Source organism: Streptococcus sp. KCJ4932 (genome assembly GCF_004352745.1).
GTDB lineage: Bacteria > Bacillota > Bacilli > Lactobacillales > Streptococcaceae > Streptococcus > Streptococcus ruminicola.
This window is the reverse complement of the sequence record NZ_SJWW01000002.1, coordinates 44,078-66,755: the sequence shown is the minus strand read 5'-3', so window position 1 is coordinate 66,755 and position 22,678 is coordinate 44,078. Positions and strand designations below refer to the sequence as shown.

Annotated in this window: 19 protein-coding genes; 2 read left to right on the top strand and 17 right to left on the bottom strand. The window is 38.5% G+C overall.

What is annotated here, in order from left to right:
• Nucleotides 1-54 precede the first annotated feature (54 nt).
• From E0E02_RS01360 to miaA, 13 genes are all read right to left on the bottom strand, one after another.
• Nucleotides 55-843, bottom strand: a complete 789-nt coding sequence (locus E0E02_RS01360; protein ID WP_074563414.1) for a Nif3-like dinuclear metal center hexameric protein — start codon at nucleotides 841-843, stop codon at nucleotides 55-57.
• Entirely contained in the window at nucleotides 830-1,516 is a 687-nt protein-coding gene (locus E0E02_RS01355; protein WP_074563413.1) for a tRNA (adenine(22)-N(1))-methyltransferase TrmK, read from the bottom strand. The genes E0E02_RS01360 and E0E02_RS01355 overlap by 14 nt, the downstream gene beginning before the upstream one ends.
• A 91-nt stretch (nucleotides 1,517-1,607) precedes the next feature.
• Nucleotides 1,608-2,258, bottom strand: a complete 651-nt coding sequence (gene nth / locus E0E02_RS01350) for an endonuclease III (protein WP_133017629.1) — start codon at nucleotides 2,256-2,258, stop codon at nucleotides 1,608-1,610.
• A complete protein-coding gene (locus tag E0E02_RS01345; RefSeq protein ID WP_074601616.1) occupies nucleotides 2,258-2,932 on the bottom strand; it encodes a DnaD domain-containing protein in 675 nt (224 codons plus the stop codon). Before E0E02_RS01345 ends, nth begins: the two co-directional genes overlap by 1 nt.
• Before the next feature lie 78 nt (nucleotides 2,933-3,010).
• Nucleotides 3,011-3,955: a homoserine O-succinyltransferase gene (gene metA, locus E0E02_RS01340; protein ID WP_074559710.1), complete on the bottom strand. Its 945-nt coding sequence runs from the start codon at nucleotides 3,953-3,955 to the stop codon at nucleotides 3,011-3,013.
• Between the two features lie 107 nt (nucleotides 3,956-4,062).
• Entirely contained in the window at nucleotides 4,063-4,581 is a 519-nt protein-coding gene (locus tag E0E02_RS01335) for an adenine phosphoribosyltransferase (RefSeq protein ID WP_004231134.1), read from the bottom strand.
• Nucleotides 4,582-4,683: 102 nt separating this feature from the next.
• Nucleotides 4,684-5,661 (bottom strand): choloylglycine hydrolase, encoded by a 978-nt coding sequence (gene bsh / locus E0E02_RS01330; protein ID WP_133017628.1) that lies wholly within the window; start codon nucleotides 5,659-5,661, stop codon nucleotides 4,684-4,686.
• A gap of 170 nt (nucleotides 5,662-5,831) precedes the next feature.
• Nucleotides 5,832-8,036: a single-stranded-DNA-specific exonuclease RecJ gene (recJ, locus tag E0E02_RS01325; protein ID WP_133017627.1), complete on the bottom strand. Its 2,205-nt coding sequence runs from the start codon at nucleotides 8,034-8,036 to the stop codon at nucleotides 5,832-5,834.
• A gap of 35 nt (nucleotides 8,037-8,071) precedes the next feature.
• A complete protein-coding gene (locus E0E02_RS01320) occupies nucleotides 8,072-8,830 on the bottom strand; it encodes an SDR family oxidoreductase (RefSeq protein WP_133017626.1) in 759 nt (252 codons plus the stop codon).
• Nucleotides 8,827-9,756, bottom strand: coding sequence for a ribonuclease Z (gene rnz, locus E0E02_RS01315; RefSeq protein WP_074559701.1), 930 nt, complete (start codon nucleotides 9,754-9,756; stop codon nucleotides 8,827-8,829). The genes E0E02_RS01320 and rnz overlap by 4 nt, the downstream gene beginning before the upstream one ends.
• Before the next feature lie 41 nt (nucleotides 9,757-9,797).
• Nucleotides 9,798-10,436 (bottom strand): cystathionine beta-lyase, encoded by a 639-nt coding sequence (locus E0E02_RS01310; protein ID WP_039697133.1) that lies wholly within the window; start codon nucleotides 10,434-10,436, stop codon nucleotides 9,798-9,800.
• Entirely contained in the window at nucleotides 10,429-11,667 is a 1,239-nt protein-coding gene (gene hflX, locus E0E02_RS01305; protein ID WP_039697134.1) for a GTPase HflX, read from the bottom strand. The genes E0E02_RS01310 and hflX overlap by 8 nt, the downstream gene beginning before the upstream one ends.
• Nucleotides 11,668-11,751: 84 nt before the next feature.
• The gene (gene miaA, locus E0E02_RS01300) at nucleotides 11,752-12,651 is read right to left on the bottom strand and encodes a tRNA (adenosine(37)-N6)-dimethylallyltransferase MiaA (protein WP_133017625.1); all 900 of its coding nucleotides are present in this window, start codon (nucleotides 12,649-12,651) and stop codon (nucleotides 11,752-11,754) included.
• A 186-nt stretch (nucleotides 12,652-12,837) separates the two neighbouring features.
• Here miaA and E0E02_RS01295 point away from each other — a divergent pair, with 186 nt between their 5' ends.
• A complete protein-coding gene (locus E0E02_RS01295; RefSeq protein ID WP_074481996.1) occupies nucleotides 12,838-13,014 on the top strand; it encodes a DUF3042 family protein in 177 nt (58 codons plus the stop codon).
• 49 nt (nucleotides 13,015-13,063) lie between these two features.
• Here E0E02_RS01295 and E0E02_RS01290 read toward each other — a convergent pair whose 3' ends face one another.
• Both E0E02_RS01290 and E0E02_RS01285 read right to left on the bottom strand, forming a co-directional pair.
• Nucleotides 13,064-13,798, bottom strand: a complete 735-nt coding sequence (locus E0E02_RS01290; protein ID WP_133017624.1) for a PHP domain-containing protein — start codon at nucleotides 13,796-13,798, stop codon at nucleotides 13,064-13,066.
• A gap of 26 nt (nucleotides 13,799-13,824) precedes the next feature.
• On the bottom strand, nucleotides 13,825-14,265 hold the full coding sequence (locus tag E0E02_RS01285; protein ID WP_133017623.1) for a cytidine deaminase: 441 nt from the start codon (nucleotides 14,263-14,265) through the stop codon (nucleotides 13,825-13,827).
• 183 nt (nucleotides 14,266-14,448) lie between these two features.
• On the opposite strand from E0E02_RS01285, the gene E0E02_RS01280 reads away from it, so the two are divergent.
• Nucleotides 14,449-15,594: a cobalamin-independent methionine synthase II family protein gene (locus E0E02_RS01280; RefSeq protein ID WP_133017622.1), complete on the top strand. Its 1,146-nt coding sequence runs from the start codon at nucleotides 14,449-14,451 to the stop codon at nucleotides 15,592-15,594.
• Between the two features lie 102 nt (nucleotides 15,595-15,696).
• Here the strand turns inward: E0E02_RS01280 and addA are convergent, their stop codons facing one another.
• Nucleotides 15,697-19,323 (bottom strand): helicase-exonuclease AddAB subunit AddA, encoded by a 3,627-nt coding sequence (gene addA / locus E0E02_RS01275; RefSeq protein WP_133017621.1) that lies wholly within the window; start codon nucleotides 19,321-19,323, stop codon nucleotides 15,697-15,699.
• Entirely contained in the window at nucleotides 19,313-22,555 is a 3,243-nt protein-coding gene (gene rexB / locus E0E02_RS01270; protein WP_133017620.1) for an ATP-dependent nuclease subunit B, read from the bottom strand. The genes addA and rexB overlap by 11 nt, the downstream gene beginning before the upstream one ends.
• Between the last annotated feature and the right edge of the window lie 123 nt (nucleotides 22,556-22,678).

The window sequence follows — 22,678 nt, the reverse complement described above, 5'->3', positions numbered from 1 at the left end:
TTTCCTAATTTTACAAGCTTTTAACGAAAATTACTGACAAATGTCAGTAATTATTTATAAATGATAAAACGGATTTGTTTCTGCCTCACTGGCAATGAAATCTACTGACCAATGATTGTCATTTTTCCAATCATTGAATTTTTCAAGTAGTTTATCTACCATGAGCACTTCAATATGATGCCCCGGATCAATTGCTAACATGCCATTTGTAATCATTTCTTGAGCAGTATGATAGTAAATATCACCAGTAATGTAGACTTGTGCCCCTTTTGCCATTGCTTCACGATAAAAACTTTGACCACTACCACCACAAATAGCCACACGATTAATGAGCTTATCTTGGTTTCCATATGCGACCAAACGAACACTATCTAAGTTGAATTTTTCTTTAACCTTAAGAGCAAATTCTGAAAAAGTTTGCTCCTCAATCATTCCAACTCGACCAATCCCGTAACCATCAGCCGTAGGACTTAAAATCTCTGTATCAGTAATGTCTAACAGCTCACAGAACCAATCATTTAAACCATCTGGCACAATATCGATATTTGTGTGACTCACGTATACGGCGATATCATGTTTTACCAAGTCAAGGTAAATCTGATTTTGGGGAGTCGCCACAAGGTCTTTTAGTGGACGAAAAATGGGAGCATGCTTAACGATAATCAAGTCAACATTTTTCTCGATTGCTTCTGCCACTGTCGTTTCACGCACATCAAGAGCAATCATGACACAACTAACTTCTTTATCAAGAGTTCCAATTTGGAGACCAGAAATATCTCCTTCCATAGAAAGCTCACGTGGACAGTATGCTTCGTAGCGTTCAATGATTTCACTTGCTTTCATTGATAGCCTCCTTGATAGCTGTCATTTTTTGTGAAATAGCTGCGCGGTCATCGACACGATTTTCTGGAACGTGAGGCAAAGCGATTTCTAATTTTTTCAATTCTCGTTGCCAACGTGCTTTGAAGGCAGTTGATTTTTCTTGGTTCAAGAAAGGACCAAAGCGTAGGTCTGTCTCTGACAAAGTCATTTGACCGTGTTCAACGACCATGATTTCATAAAATTTATCATTTTCTGTCATGATTTCTTCAGTAACAAGTTTGAAGCCATTGTTCATCAACCAAGCACGAAGCTCATCTTCACGATTATTAGGTTGCAAGATGAGGCGGTCTACACTTGCTAATTTTTCAACTCCTGCCGCCAAAATATCAGCAATCAAGCCGCCGCCCATACCACAAATCGTAATCGTTGTTACTTGGTCTGATGCTTCAAAGGCTGCCAAACCATCTGCCAAACGCACAACGATTTTATCTGCCAAACCAGCGCCAGCAACATTATGAACTGCCGATTCATATGGACCTTTGACAACTTCACCAGCAATGGCAAAATCAATTTTTCCCTCTTCCATCAAGGCAATCGGTAAGTAAGCATGGTCACTTCCGACATCCAGTAAGCGTGCTCCTTGCGGTACAAATTCTGCTACGGCAGCTAAGCGCTTAGATAATACTGTTTGCATAATTCTTCCTTCTAAAATATCATTCTTTTTAATTATATCAAAAACAACTTCTCCTTACAAAAACATAACAAAAGCAACTCAAGTGAGCTGCTTAGTTAGTTTTCACATTTTCTTTATAATATTTGCAATAAGCTTGAACTGGGCAAATATCACATTTAGGCTTTTTAGCTAAGCAATGATAGCGTCCAAAGAAAATCAAGCGATGATGTGTCAAAATCCAATCTTTCTTTGGAATTTTTTTCATCAAATCTTCTTCGATTTCTTTAACATCAGCATCTGGTGCAGAAATATTCAGGCGCTTAGCAATGCGTGACACATGCGTATCCACAGCAATCGATGGGATACCGTAAACTTCTGCTAACACAACATTAGCCGTTTTTCGTCCCACTCCTGGCAAGGTTTCTAACTCCTTGTGGGTCTTAGGAACTTGCCCGTCGAAGTCTTGTAAAATCGCTCTTGCCGTCTTAATAATGTTTCGAGCTTTGTTCTTATAAAGTCCAATAGTTCGCAAACACTCCTCAACATCAGCCAAATTTGCCTTAGCCAAAGCCTCGATTTCTGGGTAATGTTTCCAAAGATTTGGAGTCACCTTATTCACTGCTTTATCCGTCGTTTGAGCAGACAAAATCACCGCGATAAGCAGTTGAAATGGCGTCTCCCATTCCAACTCGCCACGCGCTTCTGGATACATATCACCAATAATAGCTAAGATTTTCTTTAAACGCTCACGTCCAACTCTCATTAGTCACTCCACAAATCCATTGCAGCCAAAAAGTCATCTGACACATTGACTTTACCTGCTTTTGAATCTTCATGCTCTTTGCGACGTTCCTCAACTTGACGCATAGTTGTAATGCCTTCACGACGCCAATTTCGCAAAATGGCATTGATGTAATTCCAGTTTGTCTTGCCGTTAAACACAGCTTCACGAAGCGCTGCGCGCACTAGGTCTGGATCCGTTTTATCCTCACGAATAGTTTTTTGCAAATCTTCCAATTCAAATGGACTTAGCATACGACCTAGCTCACGTTCAAAATCTTCGACAAGTTCTTTCACAGGATTTACATCTTGTTTTTCAGGAACTTGTTTTGGTTCAGATACTAATTTATCCAAAAGGGCTAAAACAGGACTAGCATCAAAAATCACTTCGATTTCACTACCAAGTTCAATAGTCTTCATATCAAGTAAACCTTGAGCAGTCAAATCAGAAATCGAGCGGTTAACTTCTGCCACTGTTTTATTCAGCGCGCTAGCAATTTGACTAGGTGCCAAATCATCCATCTTAGTCGTGTTTTGGAGATAAATAAACTGCCAAATCAAAAAATCATCTGCACGTTTAAAAATGTCTTTGTAATGAAAGAGAAGAGCACTCGGCAATACAAGATTGCCTGATTTATAATTTTCCAAATAACTCATAATATATTCCTAAAAAATCATCACATTTAAAACTGAACCTGACAAAGATAAAGCAAGATTTGACCGACAATCATCTCATCACAAGTAACCGTAAAAAGATGGTTCTTTTTCCAATTGCTCCAACTGATAAGGCGTCTCTTGGTAAACAGCATAATTAATCCAATTACTAAAGAAAGTTGTTGCCGCTAAGTTCCACTTCATCGGAACATCTTGCTCAGGATCGTCATTGACGTAATAATGCGCAGGCACATTAGGATTTTTTCCAACTTTAACATCACGCTTGTACTCACGATCCAAAGTTTCACGGTCATATTCCAAATGTCCAAAGCTATAAACTTCGCGCAAATCTTTACTAGCTACGATAGACAAACCAACTGTGGGACCTTCAGCAATTACTTCTAATCGATCAACCTTAGCAACATCTTCATGACGAACTTCTGTATATCTAGAATGCGGCGCCATAAAGCAGTCATCAAACCCACGGACAATCGGATTAGAAGGTTGTTTGACATTTTGAGAAAAGATGCCTGATAATTTTTCCTCTAGCAAAACCTTCTTAATACCATATTTGTAGTAGAGCCCAGCTTGCGCTCCCCAACACAAGTGCAAGGTTGAATAGACATGAGATTTTGCCCAATCAAAGATTTGGCACAATTCATCCCAATAATCCACTTCCTCATAAGCCAAGGTTTCAACTGGAGCACCCGTGATAATCAACCCATCATAATACTTGTGTTTAACATCCGCAAAAGTTTTATAGAAGGTTTCTAAATGCTCAGCCGTTGTATTTTTTGACTCGTGACTAGTCATATAGAGGAATTCAACATTAATCTGCAAAGGCGTATTGGCTAGCAAACGCAAGAGTTGTGTCTCTGTCACTTCTTTTGTTGGCATCAAGTTAACGATGAGAAAATCCATCGGTCTAATATCTTGATGCTTTGCTCGTTTATTATCCATGATGAAGACATTCTCTTTGCGCAAAATGTCTAAGGCCGGTAATTCTTTATCAAGTTTTATTGGCATGAAAATATCTCCACTCTATAATATTATATTTAAGTAATATTATAAAAGATGGAGATATAGTTTTCAATTATATAATTTCTTTAGGTAGTTATAGTTTTTAGCTATAATTATCCTGGGAAATTCATTAAGACTTTCGTATCATAACCTTCAAGTGCTTTACGTCCGTTCAATCCGTCCAATTCAACAAGGAAAGCACATCCAGCAACGATACCACCAAGGCGTTCTACCATTTCGATAGTAGCTTTCACAGTACCACCTGTTGCCAAAAGGTCATCAACGATAAGGACACGTTGTCCAGGTTTGATAGCATCAGCATGCATACATAGTGTATCAATGCCGTACTCTTTTTCGTAATCAGCTGAGATTACTTCACGTGGTAATTTACCAGGTTTACGAACTGGTGCGAAACCAATTCCAAGTTCAAATGCAACTGGGCATCCGACGATAAATCCGCGTGCCTCTGGACCAACAATCATGTCGATCTTCTTGTCAGTAGCATACTGTACAATTTCGCGAACAGCATAGCTATAAGCATTTCCATCTGCCATCAAAGGAGAAATATCACGGAAAGTGACTCCTTCTTTAGGATAGTTTTCAATTGTAGCGATATAATTTTTTAAATCCATTTTCTTCTTTCTATGGGCTTTTTGCCAAAAAATGTTTTACATTTCATTATAGCATATTTTTCGAAAAAAGGAAGGGAATTTAGGTAATAAATTTTCAAGATCTTAATTTTGGTAATTCACTTGCCAATCTTTAATCAATGGATAAGTAACTAACTTGCTATCATCCAAATTTTCCTTATGCATATCAACAGCTGTAATCTGTGAATTATCGTAAGTTGTGTAGTAATAAATACCTTTTTCTGTATTGATACATGAACTGTAAATAGTGTATTCGTATTTGCCGCTTTCATCCACGTAACATAACCCTTTTTGTTGTTCAACGGATTTCAAAATATGGAAGAATTGGTTAACACTAGATGCTTCAGTATCTTCTGCGACTGAGTTTAATTTAGTAAATGCCACTTTAACATAGCGTGACATAGATGATAAATCACCAGGCAAACCAAGTCCACCCATTCCTCGGCTGTAAGTGTCCAAGGCAATTTCTGTAGAGAAAAGATTGTCGGAAACTTTTGGTGAAAGGTGACGGTAATTGTTCAAGTTAAATAATTGTTTATCAAAAGTTGGATTATTAGTCAAAACACCAGTTGGATTGTCATAGACCTTGAGTCCACTTGCTACTGATTCCAACACAATAGCTTCTTGACGGTCTGCAATCAACCAGTGCAAGGGACTTGGTTGAAAATCATCACTAAATGCTTCATTTGTGACGTTAAGATTTTGGCAAAGCTTCTTAACTTCAGCAACAGATTGACATTGTGATAAGAACCATGGAATCAATTCAAAAGATGCAAGGTTGTCTTTTCCTTCTACCACTTCTTTATAGTCAGCATTTTCAGGGAAATTCAAACCTGCCATTCCTAAACCTTTTTCATTAACTGCTTCGTAATAAAGTGGGTAATCAGCAACTACCGTTGCCATTCCAATCATGGCATAGTGGTCTTTATTTTCACCTTTGTGCTTAAACGAGAATGGGTAAGTTCTAGGACAAATAGTCACCGTTTCATTGTAGGAAAAATCCAAATCAAGATTACGACCAAAGTAACTATCCTTAGTTGTATAAGTAATCGCAGTACACATAAGAAACCTCCTTATTACAAGAAAATTCATAAGTTATTAAATATTTTTGTAGCGAGTCATCCCTACATAACCATATTATAGTTCTGTCTCAATAGAAAAACAAATATTTAGCAACCGCTTACTTTTATTCGACAAAAAACTATGACAAGCTAAAACTTGTCATAGTTTTCTTAATTATTATCCATCAACCAATCATAGATTTCTTGCGGAGTGCCAAGTGCCATAAGTTCTTGATACTTCACTTCTTTTTTCAGATTTTGATAGATTTGGCTGTCTGAGATGCTACGCTTTTGAGCATCTTTATTAACGACCATAACACCATCTGTGATGGTTACAAAGTCTAATTCATCAAAGATTTGAATCATTTTTACCAGCAAAATATCTGGGATATTAAGGTATTGACTCAAGTCTTTGAGTTTATAACGAACGTCAAATTCAGGGAATTGGTAAATCGTTTTATACAATTTAGCAAATTGTTCACGAGTTCCATACCCTGTCAAATAGTAGGCACGTTTGATGTGGTTTTTAAAATAAACGGCATCAAATTGTCGACCGACAAAAAGGGATTTGAGTTCTTCAGCCTTCTCAGGAATATCTAGCACAACCACTTCACTGGCACTGGTGTCTTCGCTCAAAACAGGAACACGTTCAGGAAGGCTGGCATTTTTAGCACGAATATCAATCAACTGAACGCCGTCAACACGCGCGTCTTCAAGCATCAACTGAACAGTGGTTTGCCCGTTCCATTTGTTGATTGACAAGGTAACGGCAAGACAGAGATTCTGTGCTTGTTGAAATTCTTGCACCAAGTGACCTTGATTAAAGGCAACAAGGTCTACAGCCGTGCTTCCCTGAGCAATTTTCAACTTCAAGTGGGCACCATTTTGCCCCATGGTACGTGCTTGTTTAACGGTAAAGTCTTTGATTTCAAAGACCGGCTTAGCATTATCCATCCCAAAAGGTGCAATCTTCTCAAGACTTTTAACAGTGTCCAAGTCAATTTCTGACAAGTCTAGCACTTCATCAATGATCAAAGTCTTTTTCTGAGCTAAATTAATATCATTTTCAGCAATGTAATCGCACAAGACCTGTGACAATTGCTCTAAGTTATCAACGGGCAAGGTCATCCCAGCTGCGCCAGCATGTCCACCAAAGGCTTCAAATAAATCACGATGTTCATCAAGCGCATGGAAGATATTGATAGCCTCAATACTTCTAGCAGAACCTTTTGCCATGCCGTCTTCAATGTTTAAGACAATAACTGGCTGAGCAATATGCTCCAAAATACGACCAGCGACAATCCCAAGAACACCTGGATGCCAGCCTTCTTTTGCTAACACTTGAACAGGCTTATCAAGGTCAACCATGCCCATGGCTTCGTCATAAATCTTTTGAACAATTTCTTTACGTTCTTCATTTTTGTCATTAATCATTTGCGCAATGCTTAGCGCTTCTTCATCATCAAAGCCAGTCAATAATTCAACAGCTGGATTTGGATCATCTAGACGACCAAGAGCATTTAGCTGCGGTGCAATTTTAAACCCAACAGTTTCCTCATTAACATCTGACATGTCAATATCAGATACTTTCATTAGTTCCATTAAACCAATGCGTTCGGTCTGCTTGAGCATTTCAAGACCAACCTTAACCATGATACGATTTTCATCTGTTAGGCTAACCATATCAGCAATGGTTCCGATAGCAACTAAATCTAGCATTTCTGTGGGAATTGATTCCAACAAGGCACAAGCAACTTTGAAAGCTACGCCACATCCTGCTAAATACTTGAACGGATAATCCGCTTCCGGATGCTCTGGATGTACAATGGCAAATGCGTCTGGAAGCTCTGCTGGTAAGCCATGGTGGTCAGTAACAATGACATCTACTCCTTGACTTTGTGCATAGCTAATAGCTTCATGCCCAGCTACGCCATTATCCACCGTAATAATCAAAGAAACCTGTTGTTGCTCAATAAAGTATTTATAGACCGATTCATTTGGTCCATAGCCATCAACAAATCGGTTAGGAAGATAGACTTGAACTTCAGCCCCAAGCATTTCCAGTGCTTCTTTCATGATACTAGCGCTAGTCATCCCATCGGCATCATAGTCCCCATAAACCAAGATTTGTTCGTAATTTTCAATAGCTTGACGAATGCGAGCAACTGCCTTGTCCATATCATGCAACAAATATGGATCATGAAGTTGTGATAAATCATTTGATAAAAATTGAGCTAGTTTTTCGCCATTATCAATGCCTCGACTGTATAGAATTTTGCTGGCTAATGCCGTTATATTTTCTTTTTTTGTCACTTCAAAAAAGCCATCATCTGGCTCTTTTTCAATGTTTTTCCAATTGTATTTACTTGTTATCATTCACTTCTCACTTCTTATGTAGAATTGAAAGGAGGTTATTTATAGTTAAAAACTTTGCGTGCTAAAAAATCAGCAATCTTAGGGAAAAGGGTATATAATTTATGAGCTGCTGCCATTGAAAATGGCATATTCACTTCACGTTTGTTCTTACCTAAAATAGCAACCGTACGTCTGGCAACTTCTTCTGGTTGCAAAACAAAACGTCCAACACTCTTTAAGTATTCTCCAGATGGATCTGCCTTGTCAAAGAATGTCGTTGCAATCGGTCCAGGGTTAATGGTAGTCACATAGACATTACTATCAGCAAGTTCCAAACGTAGGGCATTTGAAAAGCCAATCACCGCAAATTTTGTTGCCGAGTAAACTGATGATTTCGCTGAAGCAATCAAACCAGCGATGCTGGCAATATTGACAATATGTCCCTGTCCCGCTTCTTTCATCTTATGCCCAACCAAACGTGATAAAGTCATCGTCGCAAAGGTATTGATATCAAACATGTCACGGATTTCAGCTGTCGTATAAGCATCAAACTCACTAAAATCACCATAACCGGCATTGTTGATAAAGATATCAATGTGACTATGCTCAGCGTATAGTTTTTCAACCATAGCGCCAATCGCTTCATCACTTGTCATATCAAGTTCGTAGCAAACTGTGTTAGGACGTTCAGCATAACAAGCTTCAAGTTTTTTTACATTACGTCCTAAGGCAATCACAAAGTCATCAGCTGGCAACTGTTTGACAATTTCTTTGGCTAGTCCACCTGTTGCTCCTGTAATAGCAATTATTCTCATAAGCTAATTTCTTCCAAATCTTTAACCAAGTGTGTGTTTTCAAAGATTGCTTGAGCATCCGTTTCAATTTGTTTGCATTCGCGTCCCAAGAAACGAGCACTGATGTGATTAAGCAATAAACATTTAGCTGACGCTTCTTTAGCAATCTGGGCAGCCTGAGTTCCTGTTGAGTGTCCGTGCTTGCGGGCGATTCTCTCATCACCTTTGCCATATGTTGATTCGTGAACCAAGATATCAGCTCCCAAACCAAGACGCACACTAGCATCAGTCTTACGTGTATCACCTAAAACAGTGATAACTTTTCCTTTTTTCGGTGCTGAGATGTAATCTTTGGCGATAATTTTTGTGCCATCTTCTAAGACAACATCTTGACCGCTCTTGATTTTTCCAAATAATGGACCAAATGGCACACCTGCAGCTTTCAACGCTTCTGCATCAAGTGTTCCTTCCAAATCTTTTTGCATCACACGATAACCAATACAGAAAATAGTGTGGTCCAATTTTTCAGCATATACCACGAACTTGTCAGTTTCCATGATTTTGCCCAGACTGTTTTCGTCAAATTCATGAAAATGAATACGGTATGGCAAACGAGCACCAGACAAGCGCAAACTGCTCAAAACGTATGAACGAATACCAACAGGACCATAAATATCAAGGTCAGTTTGTTCTTCATTTGCTTGGAAAGCACGACTTGCCAAAAAGCCAGGAAGACCAAAAATGTGATCACCGTGCAAGTGCGTGATAAAAATGCGTTTCACTTTACGAGGACGGATCGTTGTTTCTAAAATCTGACGCTGTGTTCCTTCACCACAGTCAAACATCCACACCTCATTAATCTCGTCAAGTAACTTTAACACTAAGCTTGACACATTACGTGACTTTGAGGGCTGACCCGCTCCTGTTCCCAAAAATTGTAATTCCATATATACCTATAAAAACCGAAGTTTTTACTTATCCTTCCTATTTACGATACTTTTACATAAGCGATAAATTCACGTTGATCAAACGTATAATAAACTTGCCCTTGATAGTGAGCTAGCAAGTCTGACAATTCATCGCGATTAAAACTTTTTAGCTTAACCATATTTCCTTTTAATTTTGAAACATGGCTGAGCAAACTACTTTCTGGTGTAAGGTCTTCAAGTTCTTGGTCATCAAAAGTGATTTTTGACATTTTGATTTTACCATTTTCAACATAAATTTTATATTGAGGAAAGACCTGAGCCAATTCAAACAAGACATCTCTTGTCAAAGCTTCATCTTTTTCAGAAAAGACAAGAGCAACCTCTTTATCATTTTCATAAGTGAAACCATATGATTTCCCTGATAAATTCAAACGAATAAAAGGCTTGCGTTCGTCAAAAGATGGCTTATCATTTAAAAGCTGCAATTCTTTTGATAGTTCAAAATAGTAATCTGTTGCGGCTTGCGGAGATTGTTTTTGATACATTTCTGCAAAATAAGCATTGATAACACTTGGAGGTGGTGTGATGAAACTCAATTTTTGTTCATCTGTTAAATCCTCCAAAACATTTTGCAAATACACTTTATCTAGTGACGTAAAGCCACCATATTTTAAAGCTAAGCTTATATAATCAGTCATAAAATTCTTCTAGTCTCCATTTATTTTTTGGATTAATGTAACCAGTGATATTTTCGTATTCTTCAACAAAATCATAACGATCAAGCAGCGCGATTTTATTTAAATCGTATAGCTTATAGGCTTGATTTTGGTGAACACGAATGCTAAATGGTTCAAAAATCTCACGAATTTCATTGATAATCAAACGGCGCAAAAGTGAACGAGCATCTTTATCACGCGCAGAAATACGCACATTTGGAAAAGCTGTCGCTGCAAAGTGCTCCGCCACATCCATCTTGTTATAAACAGCTAAACGTGGAATGTCCAACATATCTAACTCTTTTAACAAATTCAAAACCACTTTTTCGTGTTCAGCATGATTTGGATCACTGGCATCAATCACGTGTAGCAACAAATCAACATGACGGCTTTCTTCCAAGGTTGACTTAAAGGCCGCCACCAACTCAGTTGGCAAATTTTGAATAAAACCAACCGTATCTGTAAGCGTCACTTGAAATTGATTTTGCAGGTAAATTTGCTTAGTAGTGGCGTCCAGTGTCGCAAATAACTCATCAGCCTCATACTGCTTATCATTCGTTAACACATTCATAATGGTTGATTTACCAGCGTTTGTATAACCAATGAGTCCAATTTTAAAGACTTGTGATTCTGTACGTTTTTCACGACCAGTTTCACGATTCTTTTCAACCACCTTCAATTGGCGTTCAATATCTGAAATCTGATTACGAATCGAACGGCGGTTCAATTCCAATTGACTTTCACCAGGTCCACGGCTACCAATTCCACCTGCTTGACGGCTAAGCATAACCCCTTGACCGACAAGGCGTGGCAACATGTATTTGAGTTGAGCCAGATGAACTTGCAATTTACCTTCGTGACTACGAGCACGCATGGCAAAAATATCCAAAATCAACTGCATGCGGTCAATGACTTTAACCCCAAGCTCTGATTCTAAGTTAACATTTTGACGGGGTGTTAAACGGTCATTAACAATGACGGTATCAATCTCATCAGCGTCAACAATCGCTTTAATTTCAGCTAATTTTCCTGAGCCAATCAATGATTTACTATCGTATTTTTCGCGTTTTTGGCGATAAGATGAAACAACCTGCGCTCCTGCTGTTTTAGCCAGCGAAGCTAACTCTTCCATAGACATGTCAAAATTTTCAGTGTCTGGCAGCTCAACGCCCAGTAAAATCACGCGCTCTTGATGTTCGCTTGTTTCAATCATGCACTCACCCCTCTTCTTAATTAATCCGTAAATCTCATTATATCATAAAATCTTTTCAAAAGTGAAAGGGAGCGTTTTACTCCCTTACAATTTCTTATCATTTAAAAAACAATCTACATCACTTGTTACATTAGTTTTAAAGTCATCTTCTGAAACATTATAAAACTTAACTGCCATACGGTTTCTAAACCATGTTAACTGGCGTTTTGCAAAGCGACGCGTGTTTTGTTTTAATTTTTCAACACAGTTTTCAAGAGAATCTTCCCCAGCAAAATATGGAAAAAGTTCCTTGTAACCAATTGCTCGCGCGGCTTGAACCTCACGATAATTGTCATAAAGCCATTTTGCCTCATCCAAAACACCATTTTCAACCATAAAGTCAACACGGCGATTGATACGGTCATAAAGCACTTGACGGTCATCATTTAAACCAATCAAATAGGCATCATAGTTAGTTTCTTTATTTTGCAAATCTTGTCCAAACTTAGCTAACTCTAAAGCACGAATGGCACGACGGCGGTTGATTTGAGGAATCTCAATCTTCTGCTCTGCTATTTTTTCAAAAAGCTCTTCATCACTCAGCAAGTCCAACTCTTTTCGGTAAGCAAGGACTTTTTCTTGATCAACCTCACCACCTAAATGATAACCTTCTAGCAAACTTTGAAGATAAAGTCCAGTTCCTCCAACAATGATAGGCAACTTACCTCGACTAACAATATCATCGATAGCAGCTTTGGCTTCTGTCACAAAGTCATAAACAGAATAAGTTTCATCAACATCACGCACATCTATTAAGTGGTGAGGAGCTGCTGCTTGTTCTTCAGGCGTTGCCTTAGCCGTTCCAATATCCAGCTTACGGTAGACTTGTTGACTATCACCGCTGATAATTTCTCCGTTAAATTGCTTGGCGAGTTCGATTCCTAAAGCTGTTTTTCCAACAGCTGTCGGTCCAACCACAGCTAGCAGTTTTATTTTTTTTGACATCTATTTTTTTATCCGTCCTAAGCCTGATTTTTTAGTAAATATAACGTTTTCACTTGAATTTTTAGGCAATTTTCGTTACCATTATTATAACATAAGGTGGTAGGACAAGAAAACAAATCCTACTGCTATAAAAGAGTATAAAGACCTCTTTATACTCCCTGTTCTTATCAGTGAGGAGGAATTATTATGGCTAAAAAATTTGCATTCGCTAAAGGTCTTGCTACTGGTGTTGTAGCCACTGCAGCTACTGTCGCAGGTGCTATTTTCGCAGTTAAGAAAAAAATCATTGATCCTGAAGAAGAAAAAGCTGCTTTCATTCAAGAAAATCGTAAAAAAGCAGCCCGCAAACGTATTTCTCACTAATTTTTAAACGCTAAAAAGCCCTGAGCCTTATGCTCACGGGCTTTTTATTTTACAAAATTTCCCAATCCTCAATGCCAAATTCATCAAGTAAGTCTTGGATTTTGTCAAAAGCTAGACGAAAATGCTCTAACTTATGACCGTCTGAACCGATAGAATACTTGTGGCAGCCCAATTCTCTAACCAAGCCTAAAGCATAACGGTAAAGGTCTTCCTTGCCATACAAGTACATCGATTTGCTATTTAACTCAAAAGCCAAATCATAATCAATCATCTTCTGGAAGATACGTTTGAGTTGAGGTTCGTAAACTTTTAAATCCGCAACGGTCATGTCGAAAATGCGAAAACCATAGTCAAAATGCGCTAAAACATCCGCATCCACGCGTCCAATAGCATACTCCAATTTGTCCAGATACTCTTGGATAATCTCATCTCTATTCATATCTGCCACTTCATCATCAAGGTAATCATTTGTCCCATTATGATGAACCGACAAGAGTTTCAAATCATAGTCCTTATCCGCCAAATAAGCAAGAATATCCGCTTCACGTGGCTGATAATAACCAATTTCAATGCCTTTTTTAATGCGATTGCCGTATTTTTGATTAAGCTTAGCTATTTCACGTGAGTAAGCCTCATAATCTGGCACATCATCTTGCTTGGTATATGGATTTGACAAATCATAATGCTCAGTCGTCACAATATCCCCTGTATAATGGTCTAAATAATCTTCAAACCGCGCATCTGAATCATAAGAAAAATGTGTATGTAAATGATTATCTCGCATCCTCAACCTCGCTGTATTTAATATTGTTAGTCTAAATCATCAATGCCTGCTGCCATGCGCTCTGTCCCCCACCATAAAGGCATCAATTCACCTAAGGTAATGGTTTCACGTTTCTCATAATCAAGCATAAATTCCAAATCTTTATTTTTCGGAGACAATTGCATCAAGAATTCGCGACAAGCTCCGCAAGGCATTCCTGAACCTTCTCCGTAAGGTGGTCTATCTCGAAAAGCAATAATGCGCTTGATTGTCGTTTGACCAGATTGTTGAAACATGTTAAAAGCTGCTGCGCGTTCCGCACAAAGATGAAAAACACCAGAAGTCGCTTCAAAACAATAGCCTGTAAAAATCTGACCATCTTCTGCTTCAATTGCTGCAACCACATGATTTGAATAGATAAATGGCGTCACATAATGAGGATTATAATCCTTTTTTGCTGCTTGATATAACTTTTCCCAAATATCCATTCTAAATCTCCTTGTAATTATCTGTATTTTCTTAGTATATCAAATTTTCTGTTAATTAGATAGAGATTTTGATTTTTTTAGTTATAGTTTAAAACTATACATAGTCCTAAAAAAATAACTATTTTTCAAAATGGCAAAGCTCCGCTACAATAGGAATCACAAAAAACAAACGAGGTATACGAAATGGCAAAATCAAGATTTCAATTAGTTGGTTCGCTTCTACGACCAGCAGATTTACGTGAATATAAAATCGCAATCGAACATCGTGATGATATCACATACCCTTTCTACGATGCTTTTGATGGTTATCAGGAAACAGAAACAGCTGACATCAAAAAAGTTATCGCAAAAGAAAAAGCAAATGGTATCGATGTGCTTACTGATGGTGAATTTTCAAAATCAATGTGGCACCTTGACTTCGTCTGGGGACTAAAAGGGATTCAACGCTACATTGCAGACCACGGTTATACTTTCAAAGACCATGATGGTGGTCACTTCGAAACACGTAAAGACATTGGTATCCGCATCACAGAGCCACTTTCAGGTAAGAACCACCACTTCCTTGATATCTTTAATTTGCTTAAGGAAGAAGCTGGAGACTCAGATACAAAATTGACTATCTGGGGACCTGCTCACGCCTACACAGAATTCACAGTCTTTAATCAATTAGTTGGCGAAGACCAAGTTTACAAAACTAAAGAAGAACTTAAAGCTGGTCTTACAAATGCCTATAAAGAATTCTTGAAAGAATACAAAGAAGCTGGTGGAGAAATTATCCAATTTGACGATTGCCTCTGGGAACTTTTCGACGAAACAAACCCAGCTGGTTTCTTTGCTCAAGGAAATAGCGCTCTTGCTAACCTTGCTGACGAATTCATCGCAGTAAATAACGATGTTGCTGACTATGGTCATGAGCTTGGTTTGCAAGTTTGGACTCACAACTGCCGTGGTAACTACGAAAGTCGTTCTGCTGCTGGTGGTACTTACGAAGCTATCGCAACAAAATTCTTGAAAGACCAACACTATGACCGTTTCTTCCTTGAATGGGATAGCGAAGTGGCTGGTGACCTCAAAGCTCTTGAAAGCTTGAAAGACTCAGATGCTGAAGTCGTTCTTGGACTTCTTTCAAGTAAAACAACTGATCTTGACGATGAAGAACGTGCGCTTAAAATGCTTGAAGAAGCTAGCCAAATCATCCCTAAAGACCGTCTTTTCCTTTCTCACCAATGTGGTTTTGCTTCATGTGATTCAGGAAATGAACTTGCTATCCCACAACAATGGGCTAAAATCAAGCAAGGTCAAGACATCGCCGCTAAATTCTGGAGCTAATAAAGCCAACTCACCTTTATTTTTTCAATATACAATAATACAATATACTATACCAAAAACGGCCGCAAGCTTTATGCTAAACGGTCGTTTTTTTAATTACTTTTAAAGTTTAACTACTTCCAGACGCTCTCCACCAAGTAAAACAAGGTATTTATCAACTTGATCAATATGATATGACTTGCTAAGTGCTTCGGCATAAAGTGCCATTTGACCTTGGTATCGTTCTTTGATTTCCTCGCTGTTTGTGTATTTATCAGTCTTGTAATCTAAAAGAACCAAACGATCCTCTAAAAGAAGATAAGCATCGACAATCCCACGAACAACGAATTTTTCTTTGCTCTCAGGGTCTTCTTTTAGCATGGCAAAAGGTGCTTCACGATAAATCTTGTCAATATTTTTCTGAATCAATTGTCCAAGAGCTGAATTTTCAAAGAAATCCAAAACATTTTCTAGACGAATGCGCGCTTTAACCTCATCTTCAGCTGAAACTTGTGCTAGAGCTGTCGAAATATCCTCTAGTGTCACTTTTTGAGACAAGGAAATTCGCTGCATGAGCTCATGCATGGCAGAACCAATCGCTGTTGCTTCGACTTTGGCTTTTTTCGAAAAATCAGGTAAGGCAAAGCTTGGTTTTACGTGGTCAGTCTTAGCCATCACATCAACACCATCAGTATCCATGACAGGCTCATAAAGTTTCTTGACCTGACTAGGTGTTCTTAAGCTTGGTAAGTTAATGGCTGATTGATATTTGGCATTCAACTCTTCAACTGCCTCAAGTCTATCCAAAGCTTCTGCGATATTTTCAGACTGACGGTTATTTGACAAATCATCAGGTTTAATAGCTGATTTGACTTCGATCTGACCGATTTTTTCTTCTGTCAGGTCTTCATCTGTGACAAATTCGACTTTAAATGGCAAGTTTTTATATGCTTCGTGAATGGCTAACATCCAATCTTGGAAAGTCATGAAAGCCTCTCGTTCTGCAACTGGAAGGTGATTATTTTTAGACTTACCGCTGTATTTATCAACCAATTTTTCAGAACTTGCTTTTCCAACTAGATACAATTTCTTCTCAGCACGGGTCATGGCAACATAGAACAAACGCATTTGTTCAGATAAGGTTGCTAGTCGCAGTTCACGTTTATTAAGCTGATAAGGCAAAGTGTCCATGCTGACTTTAACAGTTGGAAAAACATCCGTATCTAACTCTTCTCGCATGTCAGCCAAATATTTAATTCCAGCTCCATTTTGACGTGACAAGATTAACGGTGACATCATGTCTTGAATACTGAATTTCTTGTCAATATTCAAAATGAAGACATACTTAAACTCAAGTCCCTTACTCTTGTGGATAGTCATCAAATTCACAGCATGTTTTGGAAGGGCCACTTCAACGTCAGCCAAATCATTTTCGCTTTCTAAGACGCGATCAATCATGCGAATAAAACGTGATAAGCCTTTAAAGCCGGTCTTTTCAAAATTATTAGCACGAAGGGCAAGGGCGTAAAGATTGGCTTGACGCTGCTCGGCACGGGGAAGATTACCCACGTAATCATAATAGAAACGCTCATTATAAATCTTCCAAATCAAATCATAAAGCGAATGCCATTTGGCAAAATCACGCCACTTGCTAAAGCAAGTCATGAAATCTTTTAATTTTTCACGTAAAGCTGGTGTGACTAGCTCTGCATGTTGCCCTTGATTAGCCAAAGCATGTTCTAGTTTTTGGTAAAGATTAGCTCTAGTCTCATCTTCATTGGTTTGAAGAGCAAGACGAGCAAGGTCATCTTCGTTAAAAGCAAACATTGGTGAACGCATAAGAGCTACCAAAGCATAGTCATTGAGCGGATTATCCAAGGCTCTAAGCGTATCAAGCATCACCATTACTTCAACTGATTTGAGGTAATTTTGCTCACCGCCATCCGTCACCAAAGGAATGCCATAATGCTCGAAAGTCTGTAAAATGCCATCATTACGTGTGCGCGATGATACCAACAAAGTAATATCTTCAAAGGCAACACCTTCTTCATTATGCAGACGAATAATTTCTTTAGCTACCAGCTTAACCTCGTTCGGATTGATTTGCTCCTCTTCTGGACTACTTGCAAGCTCACTACTGTCATCAGTGTCGTAAATAAGAACTTGTGTTTCATTTTCTGGGTGAGCTTCTTTTTGCAAGAGACTTCCTGCTACCAGCTGGTGCATGCCATCATACAAAATTTCTCCAACAGACTCGTCCATCAAATGCGTAAAGACGCTATTTGTCGCATCTAGGACTTCTGATTGACTACGGAAGTTTTCTTTTAGCAAAATTAATTTTCCATGTTCTGGATGCTCTTGACAATCCTTAAATTTTTGGTTGAAAATCTGCGGATCAGCCTGACGGAAACGATAAATGGATTGCTTGATATCTCCCACCATGAATCGATTATGACCATTTGACAACAATTCAAGCATGCGTTCTTGCGTGTGGTTGTTATCTTGGTACTCATCGACCATGACTTCGTGGTATTTATCTTGGTAGAGCTCACGAATATCTGGATTTTCTTCCAAAATCTGGATAGCAAAATGCGCGATATCTGAAAACTCAAAAGCATTTTCTTGGATTTTAGCTTGCAAATATTGCTCAGAAAAATCCTGCATAAACGCTTGTAAAAGTTCTAACAAAGGCAGACTTTCCGATTGATAGTTGAAGATTGTTTCTAAATGCTTCAATCCAGTCAAACGTCCCTGAAGAGTTTTAAAAACGGGATATTTCACTCCTGCCACAGTCACTGCTGGACCTGAGGGAATTAAATCAGCTACGTCAGCAGCCAAACGACCAAGACCATCACGGCCATACAAAGTCTCAAAATGCATTGCCCATTCATGCAAATGCTCAATCATGTTCAAATGTTTTTTATAAGCTGCCGTTGGTGTACCCTTAGCTGTTTTTTGCTTATAATCTTCTAAATCTGTTACATCTTGCAATTGATTAGCTGTGTCGTGTAAGCAAGTTAGAAAATCTGATACTTCTTGATCAGGAATAGCTGAAAAGTCTGTGTAAGTTTTAGCACCCTTTAAAAAGACTTCAGCTAACCATTTTTTCGGATTGTCAGTAGCTTGACTGAAATCATAAATCTTGTAGACAATCCCTCGAAAAGCTGAACTATCCTTGCGATTGCCTGAAAAATTACGAACTAATTTACGGAAAACATCCTTGTTCTTTCCTGTCATGTAATCTGAAAAAAGATCTGAAAAGACATCATTTTTAACAATATCTTGTTCACTTTTATCCGTCATAATACGAAAAGTAGGTGAAATTCCCAACGTGTAGCCGTATTGGTTAACTAATTTTTGCGTAAAGGCATCCATGGTTCCAATATCAGCAGTCTGCAAGGCTAGCAACTGTTCGTTAAGATAACTTTTTAAATCATTATCCGTCGCTTTTTGCAAAGCTTGGCTGATTTTTTTCTCAAGACGCTCCTTTAATTCTCCCGCTGCTTTAACCGTAAAGGTCGAAATAAAGAGCCGGTCAACGGTAATGCCACGCAAAATCTTATCAATAATGCGCTCAACCATAACGAAAGTTTTCCCAGAACCAGCCGACGCTGATACCAAAATATTGTTGCCATAGCTATAAATGGCTTCGATTTGTTCAGGTGTTCGTTTTTGCGCTTTAGATGACTGAGCCTCTTTTTGCTGTAGAGAAGAAATAGCTTCAGCCGTTAAAAATGGTTTAAAGGTCATCTTTTTCCTCCTCTTCTTGCATCAGGCTCAAAAAGCCTTGACGTCTATCTTTTCTTGGTAATTTAAACCACTTACGTGCGTATGGCATGTGACGGTCCGCTTCAAAGCGTGTGATAGCTTTTAATTGGTCACCCTTAACCGTCTTACCATCTTCACTGTAAGGATTAATCAAAAAGTGTCCTTGTTTAATTTGCTCAGCTGCTTGAAGGAATAATTTTTGATTGTAAGCTAGTAAAATATCTAACTCTTCTTGCGTGTAAACTGAGTCATTAAGATGGTAATTTCCATTTGATAAATAACCTTTTTCATCTTCTAAGAACAAGCCACGGTAGCGCAACTCTTTAGACAAATTCTCCAAAATTTTCTCTGTGGTTGCTACCGATGACAAATCCACCTTAGGCTCTTGCATGTGTAGATACATGGCACCAAAAATCTTATCAGACTCACTTCTCTCCTTCTTATCGCGAAGAGCTTGCATGTAAGTCACTAATTGCGGGTTGAGACCATTGTAGAATTTTTGAATATCAAAGGTATTGTGACTTGATTTGTAATCAACCACCCCAAGACTACCATCTGACAAACGGTCCACACGGTCAATAATACCTCGAATACGTACTGCATTTGCAAGCATTAACTCAAAAGGTTCTTCTTCATTTTCCACCTGAATCTGAGCATCCTGACGTAAAATTGTCGCCGTGCTTCTAGCAATATCTTCTAAGACTGTCAATGAGTAGCGGCTTTCCTCGTCTTCTTCATAGACAAATTTGAAAGTATCTTCAGCGTTGGTTGTTTGAATAGCTCGATTTAATTTGTCGTCAAAAGCTTGATCCGAAGCATCTTTCATAACCAATTCAAAGACACGATGCAGATAAGTCCCGTGATTTCTAGCGTCAGGGTGAATGGTTTCAACCTCTTGCAAACCAAGGACATACTGTAAGAAATACTTGTATTGGTTGTTATAAAAAGTAGTCACAGCTGAAGAAGACAAATTAATTGGCTCATCACTTGGAAAACGTGTCTCAATCACTTCGGCAGAAACTGGTTTGGTCTGCATATTATCCTTAATCAGTGGCAATTCAACACCTTCGTTAGCCAGTTTTTTACGAAGATAACGTACAGCTACTGACCAGAAGGTTTGCTCTTCTTTGCTAAGCTCGCGGTCTTCTTCAATAGCCAAGCGATTAACCTCAATCACACGAGATAAGAGCGCTTTGTAATTTCCAATGTCTTCAGCATCTGTCGACAAACGATTTCGTCCCTTAACCAAAACAGGCACACCAAAGCTAGCTAATTCCGCAAGATAAGAAGATCCCTTATCTTCTGACTCATTAGCAATTTGTGGCAAACTGAGCACCAGTTCTTCCGTCGCTGAATTAAACAGTGACAAGGCAGCAAAATGATTTTTCTTGATGTTTTCACGACTAATCACATCAAAACGTTGATTTTCAGCTGTTGTTTCATTGACCTTGGCACGTTCCTCATCTGAAATCAAACTACGATTTTGCGCAATTTTTGGGAAATGCGACTGCGTCATACCAAGTGCAAAGACAAATTTATTGGTGTGTGGTTCAACCAAATCATAAGATTTTACAGAAACTACATCAACGCTTGCCGGCACCACACGGTACTGTGCAGCCAACATGCCGCTTCTTAAAAGTGATAAAAATTCATCCAAAGATAATTTTTCTTGTCCAAAAATCGTTTGAAATTGCTCGAGAATGCCAGTAAATGTTCGCCAAACTTGCTCGTGCTTTTCTTGTTCATTTTCTGAGAAAGTGGCTACCATACGCTCTAAATTCTCAGGTAGAGAAATCGCACGCAAGAAAGTCATCAATTTTTCAAGTAAACTTGAGCCAAGCTGCTTTTGTGCCTTAAATAAAGCTAGCAAAGGCGCCATGATTTGCTCGCGCATACCATTAACAAAGTCTAAATGCTCCTCACCTTTATAAGCAATGGTAAACTCTTTAGCAAATTTACTTTGTCCCTTGATATCCGCATAAATCAAATATTGCTCAAAAAGGTCTAAATCATCTTGAGTGAAGGAACCATATAGCCCTGTTTTCAAAAGATTAACAACATCTTCCATACGAAAACGATAACGTTTCACACGCTCCAAGGAATCAATAAAATGCACCAAAGGATGGTCACTCATCGACTCTGCTTTTCCGAAATAATAGGGAATTTCATATTTATCAAAAATTTTGCCGATTTGCAGACGATAGCTATCCACATCACCCAAAAGTACCAAAATATCCTTATAGCGATAGCCTCGGTGAAGCTTATGACGAATAGCCTTTGCCACAAGCTCAACTTCTTCTTTTTGATTAATAACATCCCAGATGGCATAATGTTCCTTATCATCTTGCGTTAAAGTGATGTCTGATGTTGTAAAGTCGTGCTTCGCTTCAAAGAGTTTTGACAATTTAGCAAATGCTTCTTGAGATTTTTGAGAACTCTCGACATACTCTGGCTGTGTTTGAAATTTAGCAGCCAAAGAACGCAAAAAATCCAAACTTGCCTGATAGACATTCCCAGTTGAAAATGTAGCCTTATAAGCCTTTTGACTACTGTAAGTTCCGATAATCACTTGAGCACATTTTTCCTCTAAAAGGCTGACTAGGTCCTCCTCTTCTGCTGAAAAACGAGTAAAGCCATCGATAACCAAAACAACATTTTCAAGCGCATCATCCAAATGACCCGATGCTACCTGCTTAGCAAAAAATGCAATTTTTGACTGATTGTCATACTGGTTAGCTAACAAAATGTCATTAACTGCCAAAAAGATTTTCACCAAATCTTCTTGCTTCTCAGCCGAATGCAATTCCGTTAAATCAAGCACGGTCATGTTAGCCGTTTTTAATTCCTTATACAAATCAACCAATTGCTTGATGAAATTCGTATCTTGCTTTAAACGCCCGAAAACTTTCAAATCCGTATCAGAAAAATGAGACAGCGCACGATAAAAAATCATGGCTAAGCCATTATCATCAATCGTTTCTTTGGTCTGAGGTTCATTTAAGACAAAATAGCGCGCCATTTGAGCAAAACGTGTAATGGTAATGGCAAAAGACGCTTGGTCAGGCAGAAGCTCTAAAACAACCCTTTCTTTTTCAAAAGACAAAGAGTTTGGAGCGATGTAGAAAACACGCTTACCAGCTTTAGCCTCTTCCATCGCTTTTCTTGCCAAAATTTCAGTCATATCAAACTGAATATCTGTATATAATAATTTCATAATAATCCTTCGTCATGTCACTAGATAATCCTATTATACCAAATTCTGTTATCGGTTTGGATTTTTGATAAACAAGAAACCACCACTACTTTCGTAGCGGTGGTTTATCTATATTAACCCAAA

Bases quoted from the DNA above. Each gene is read 5' to 3' on its own strand.
- nth (WP_133017629.1), bottom strand. From the start codon at position 2,258: ATGAGAGTTGGACGTGAGCGTTTAAAGAAAATCTTAGCTATTATTGGT.
- E0E02_RS01345 (WP_074601616.1), bottom strand. From the start codon at position 2,932: ATGAGTTATTTGGAAAATTATAAATCAGGCAATCTTGTATTGCCGAGT.
- E0E02_RS01360 (WP_074563414.1), bottom strand. From the start codon at position 843: ATGAAAGCAAGTGAAATCATTGAACGCTACGAAGCATACTGTCCACGT.
- E0E02_RS01320 (WP_133017626.1), bottom strand. From the start codon at position 8,830: ATGAGAATAATTGCTATTACAGGAGCAACAGGTGGACTAGCCAAAGAA.
- E0E02_RS01285 (WP_133017623.1), bottom strand. From the start codon at position 14,265: ATGGATATTTGGGAAAAGTTATATCAAGCAGCAAAAAAGGATTATAAT.
- E0E02_RS01335 (WP_004231134.1), bottom strand. From the start codon at position 4,581: ATGGATTTAAAAAATTATATCGCTACAATTGAAAACTATCCTAAAGAA.
- bsh (WP_133017628.1), bottom strand. From the start codon at position 5,661: ATGTGTACTGCGATTACTTATACAACTAAGGATAGTTACTTTGGTCGT.
- E0E02_RS01280 (WP_133017622.1), top strand. From the start codon at position 14,449: ATGGCAAAATCAAGATTTCAATTAGTTGGTTCGCTTCTACGACCAGCA.
- E0E02_RS01295 (WP_074481996.1), top strand. From the start codon at position 12,838: ATGGCTAAAAAATTTGCATTCGCTAAAGGTCTTGCTACTGGTGTTGTA.
- miaA (WP_133017625.1), bottom strand. From the start codon at position 12,651: ATGTCAAAAAAAATAAAACTGCTAGCTGTGGTTGGACCGACAGCTGTT.
- recJ (WP_133017627.1), bottom strand. From the start codon at position 8,036: ATGATAACAAGTAAATACAATTGGAAAAACATTGAAAAAGAGCCAGAT.
- E0E02_RS01290 (WP_133017624.1), bottom strand. From the start codon at position 13,798: ATGCGAGATAATCATTTACATACACATTTTTCTTATGATTCAGATGCG.
- metA (WP_074559710.1), bottom strand. From the start codon at position 3,955: ATGCCAATAAAACTTGATAAAGAATTACCGGCCTTAGACATTTTGCGC.
- rnz (WP_074559701.1), bottom strand. From the start codon at position 9,756: ATGGAATTACAATTTTTGGGAACAGGAGCGGGTCAGCCCTCAAAGTCA.
- addA (WP_133017621.1), bottom strand. From the start codon at position 19,323: ATGACCTTTAAACCATTTTTAACGGCTGAAGCTATTTCTTCTCTACAG.
- rexB (WP_133017620.1), bottom strand. From the start codon at position 22,555: ATGAAATTATTATATACAGATATTCAGTTTGATATGACTGAAATTTTG.
- hflX (WP_039697134.1), bottom strand. From the start codon at position 11,667: ATGATTGAAACAAGCGAACATCAAGAGCGCGTGATTTTACTGGGCGTT.
- E0E02_RS01310 (WP_039697133.1), bottom strand. From the start codon at position 10,436: ATGACTGATTATATAAGCTTAGCTTTAAAATATGGTGGCTTTACGTCA.
- E0E02_RS01355 (WP_074563413.1), bottom strand. From the start codon at position 1,516: ATGCAAACAGTATTATCTAAGCGCTTAGCTGCCGTAGCAGAATTTGTA.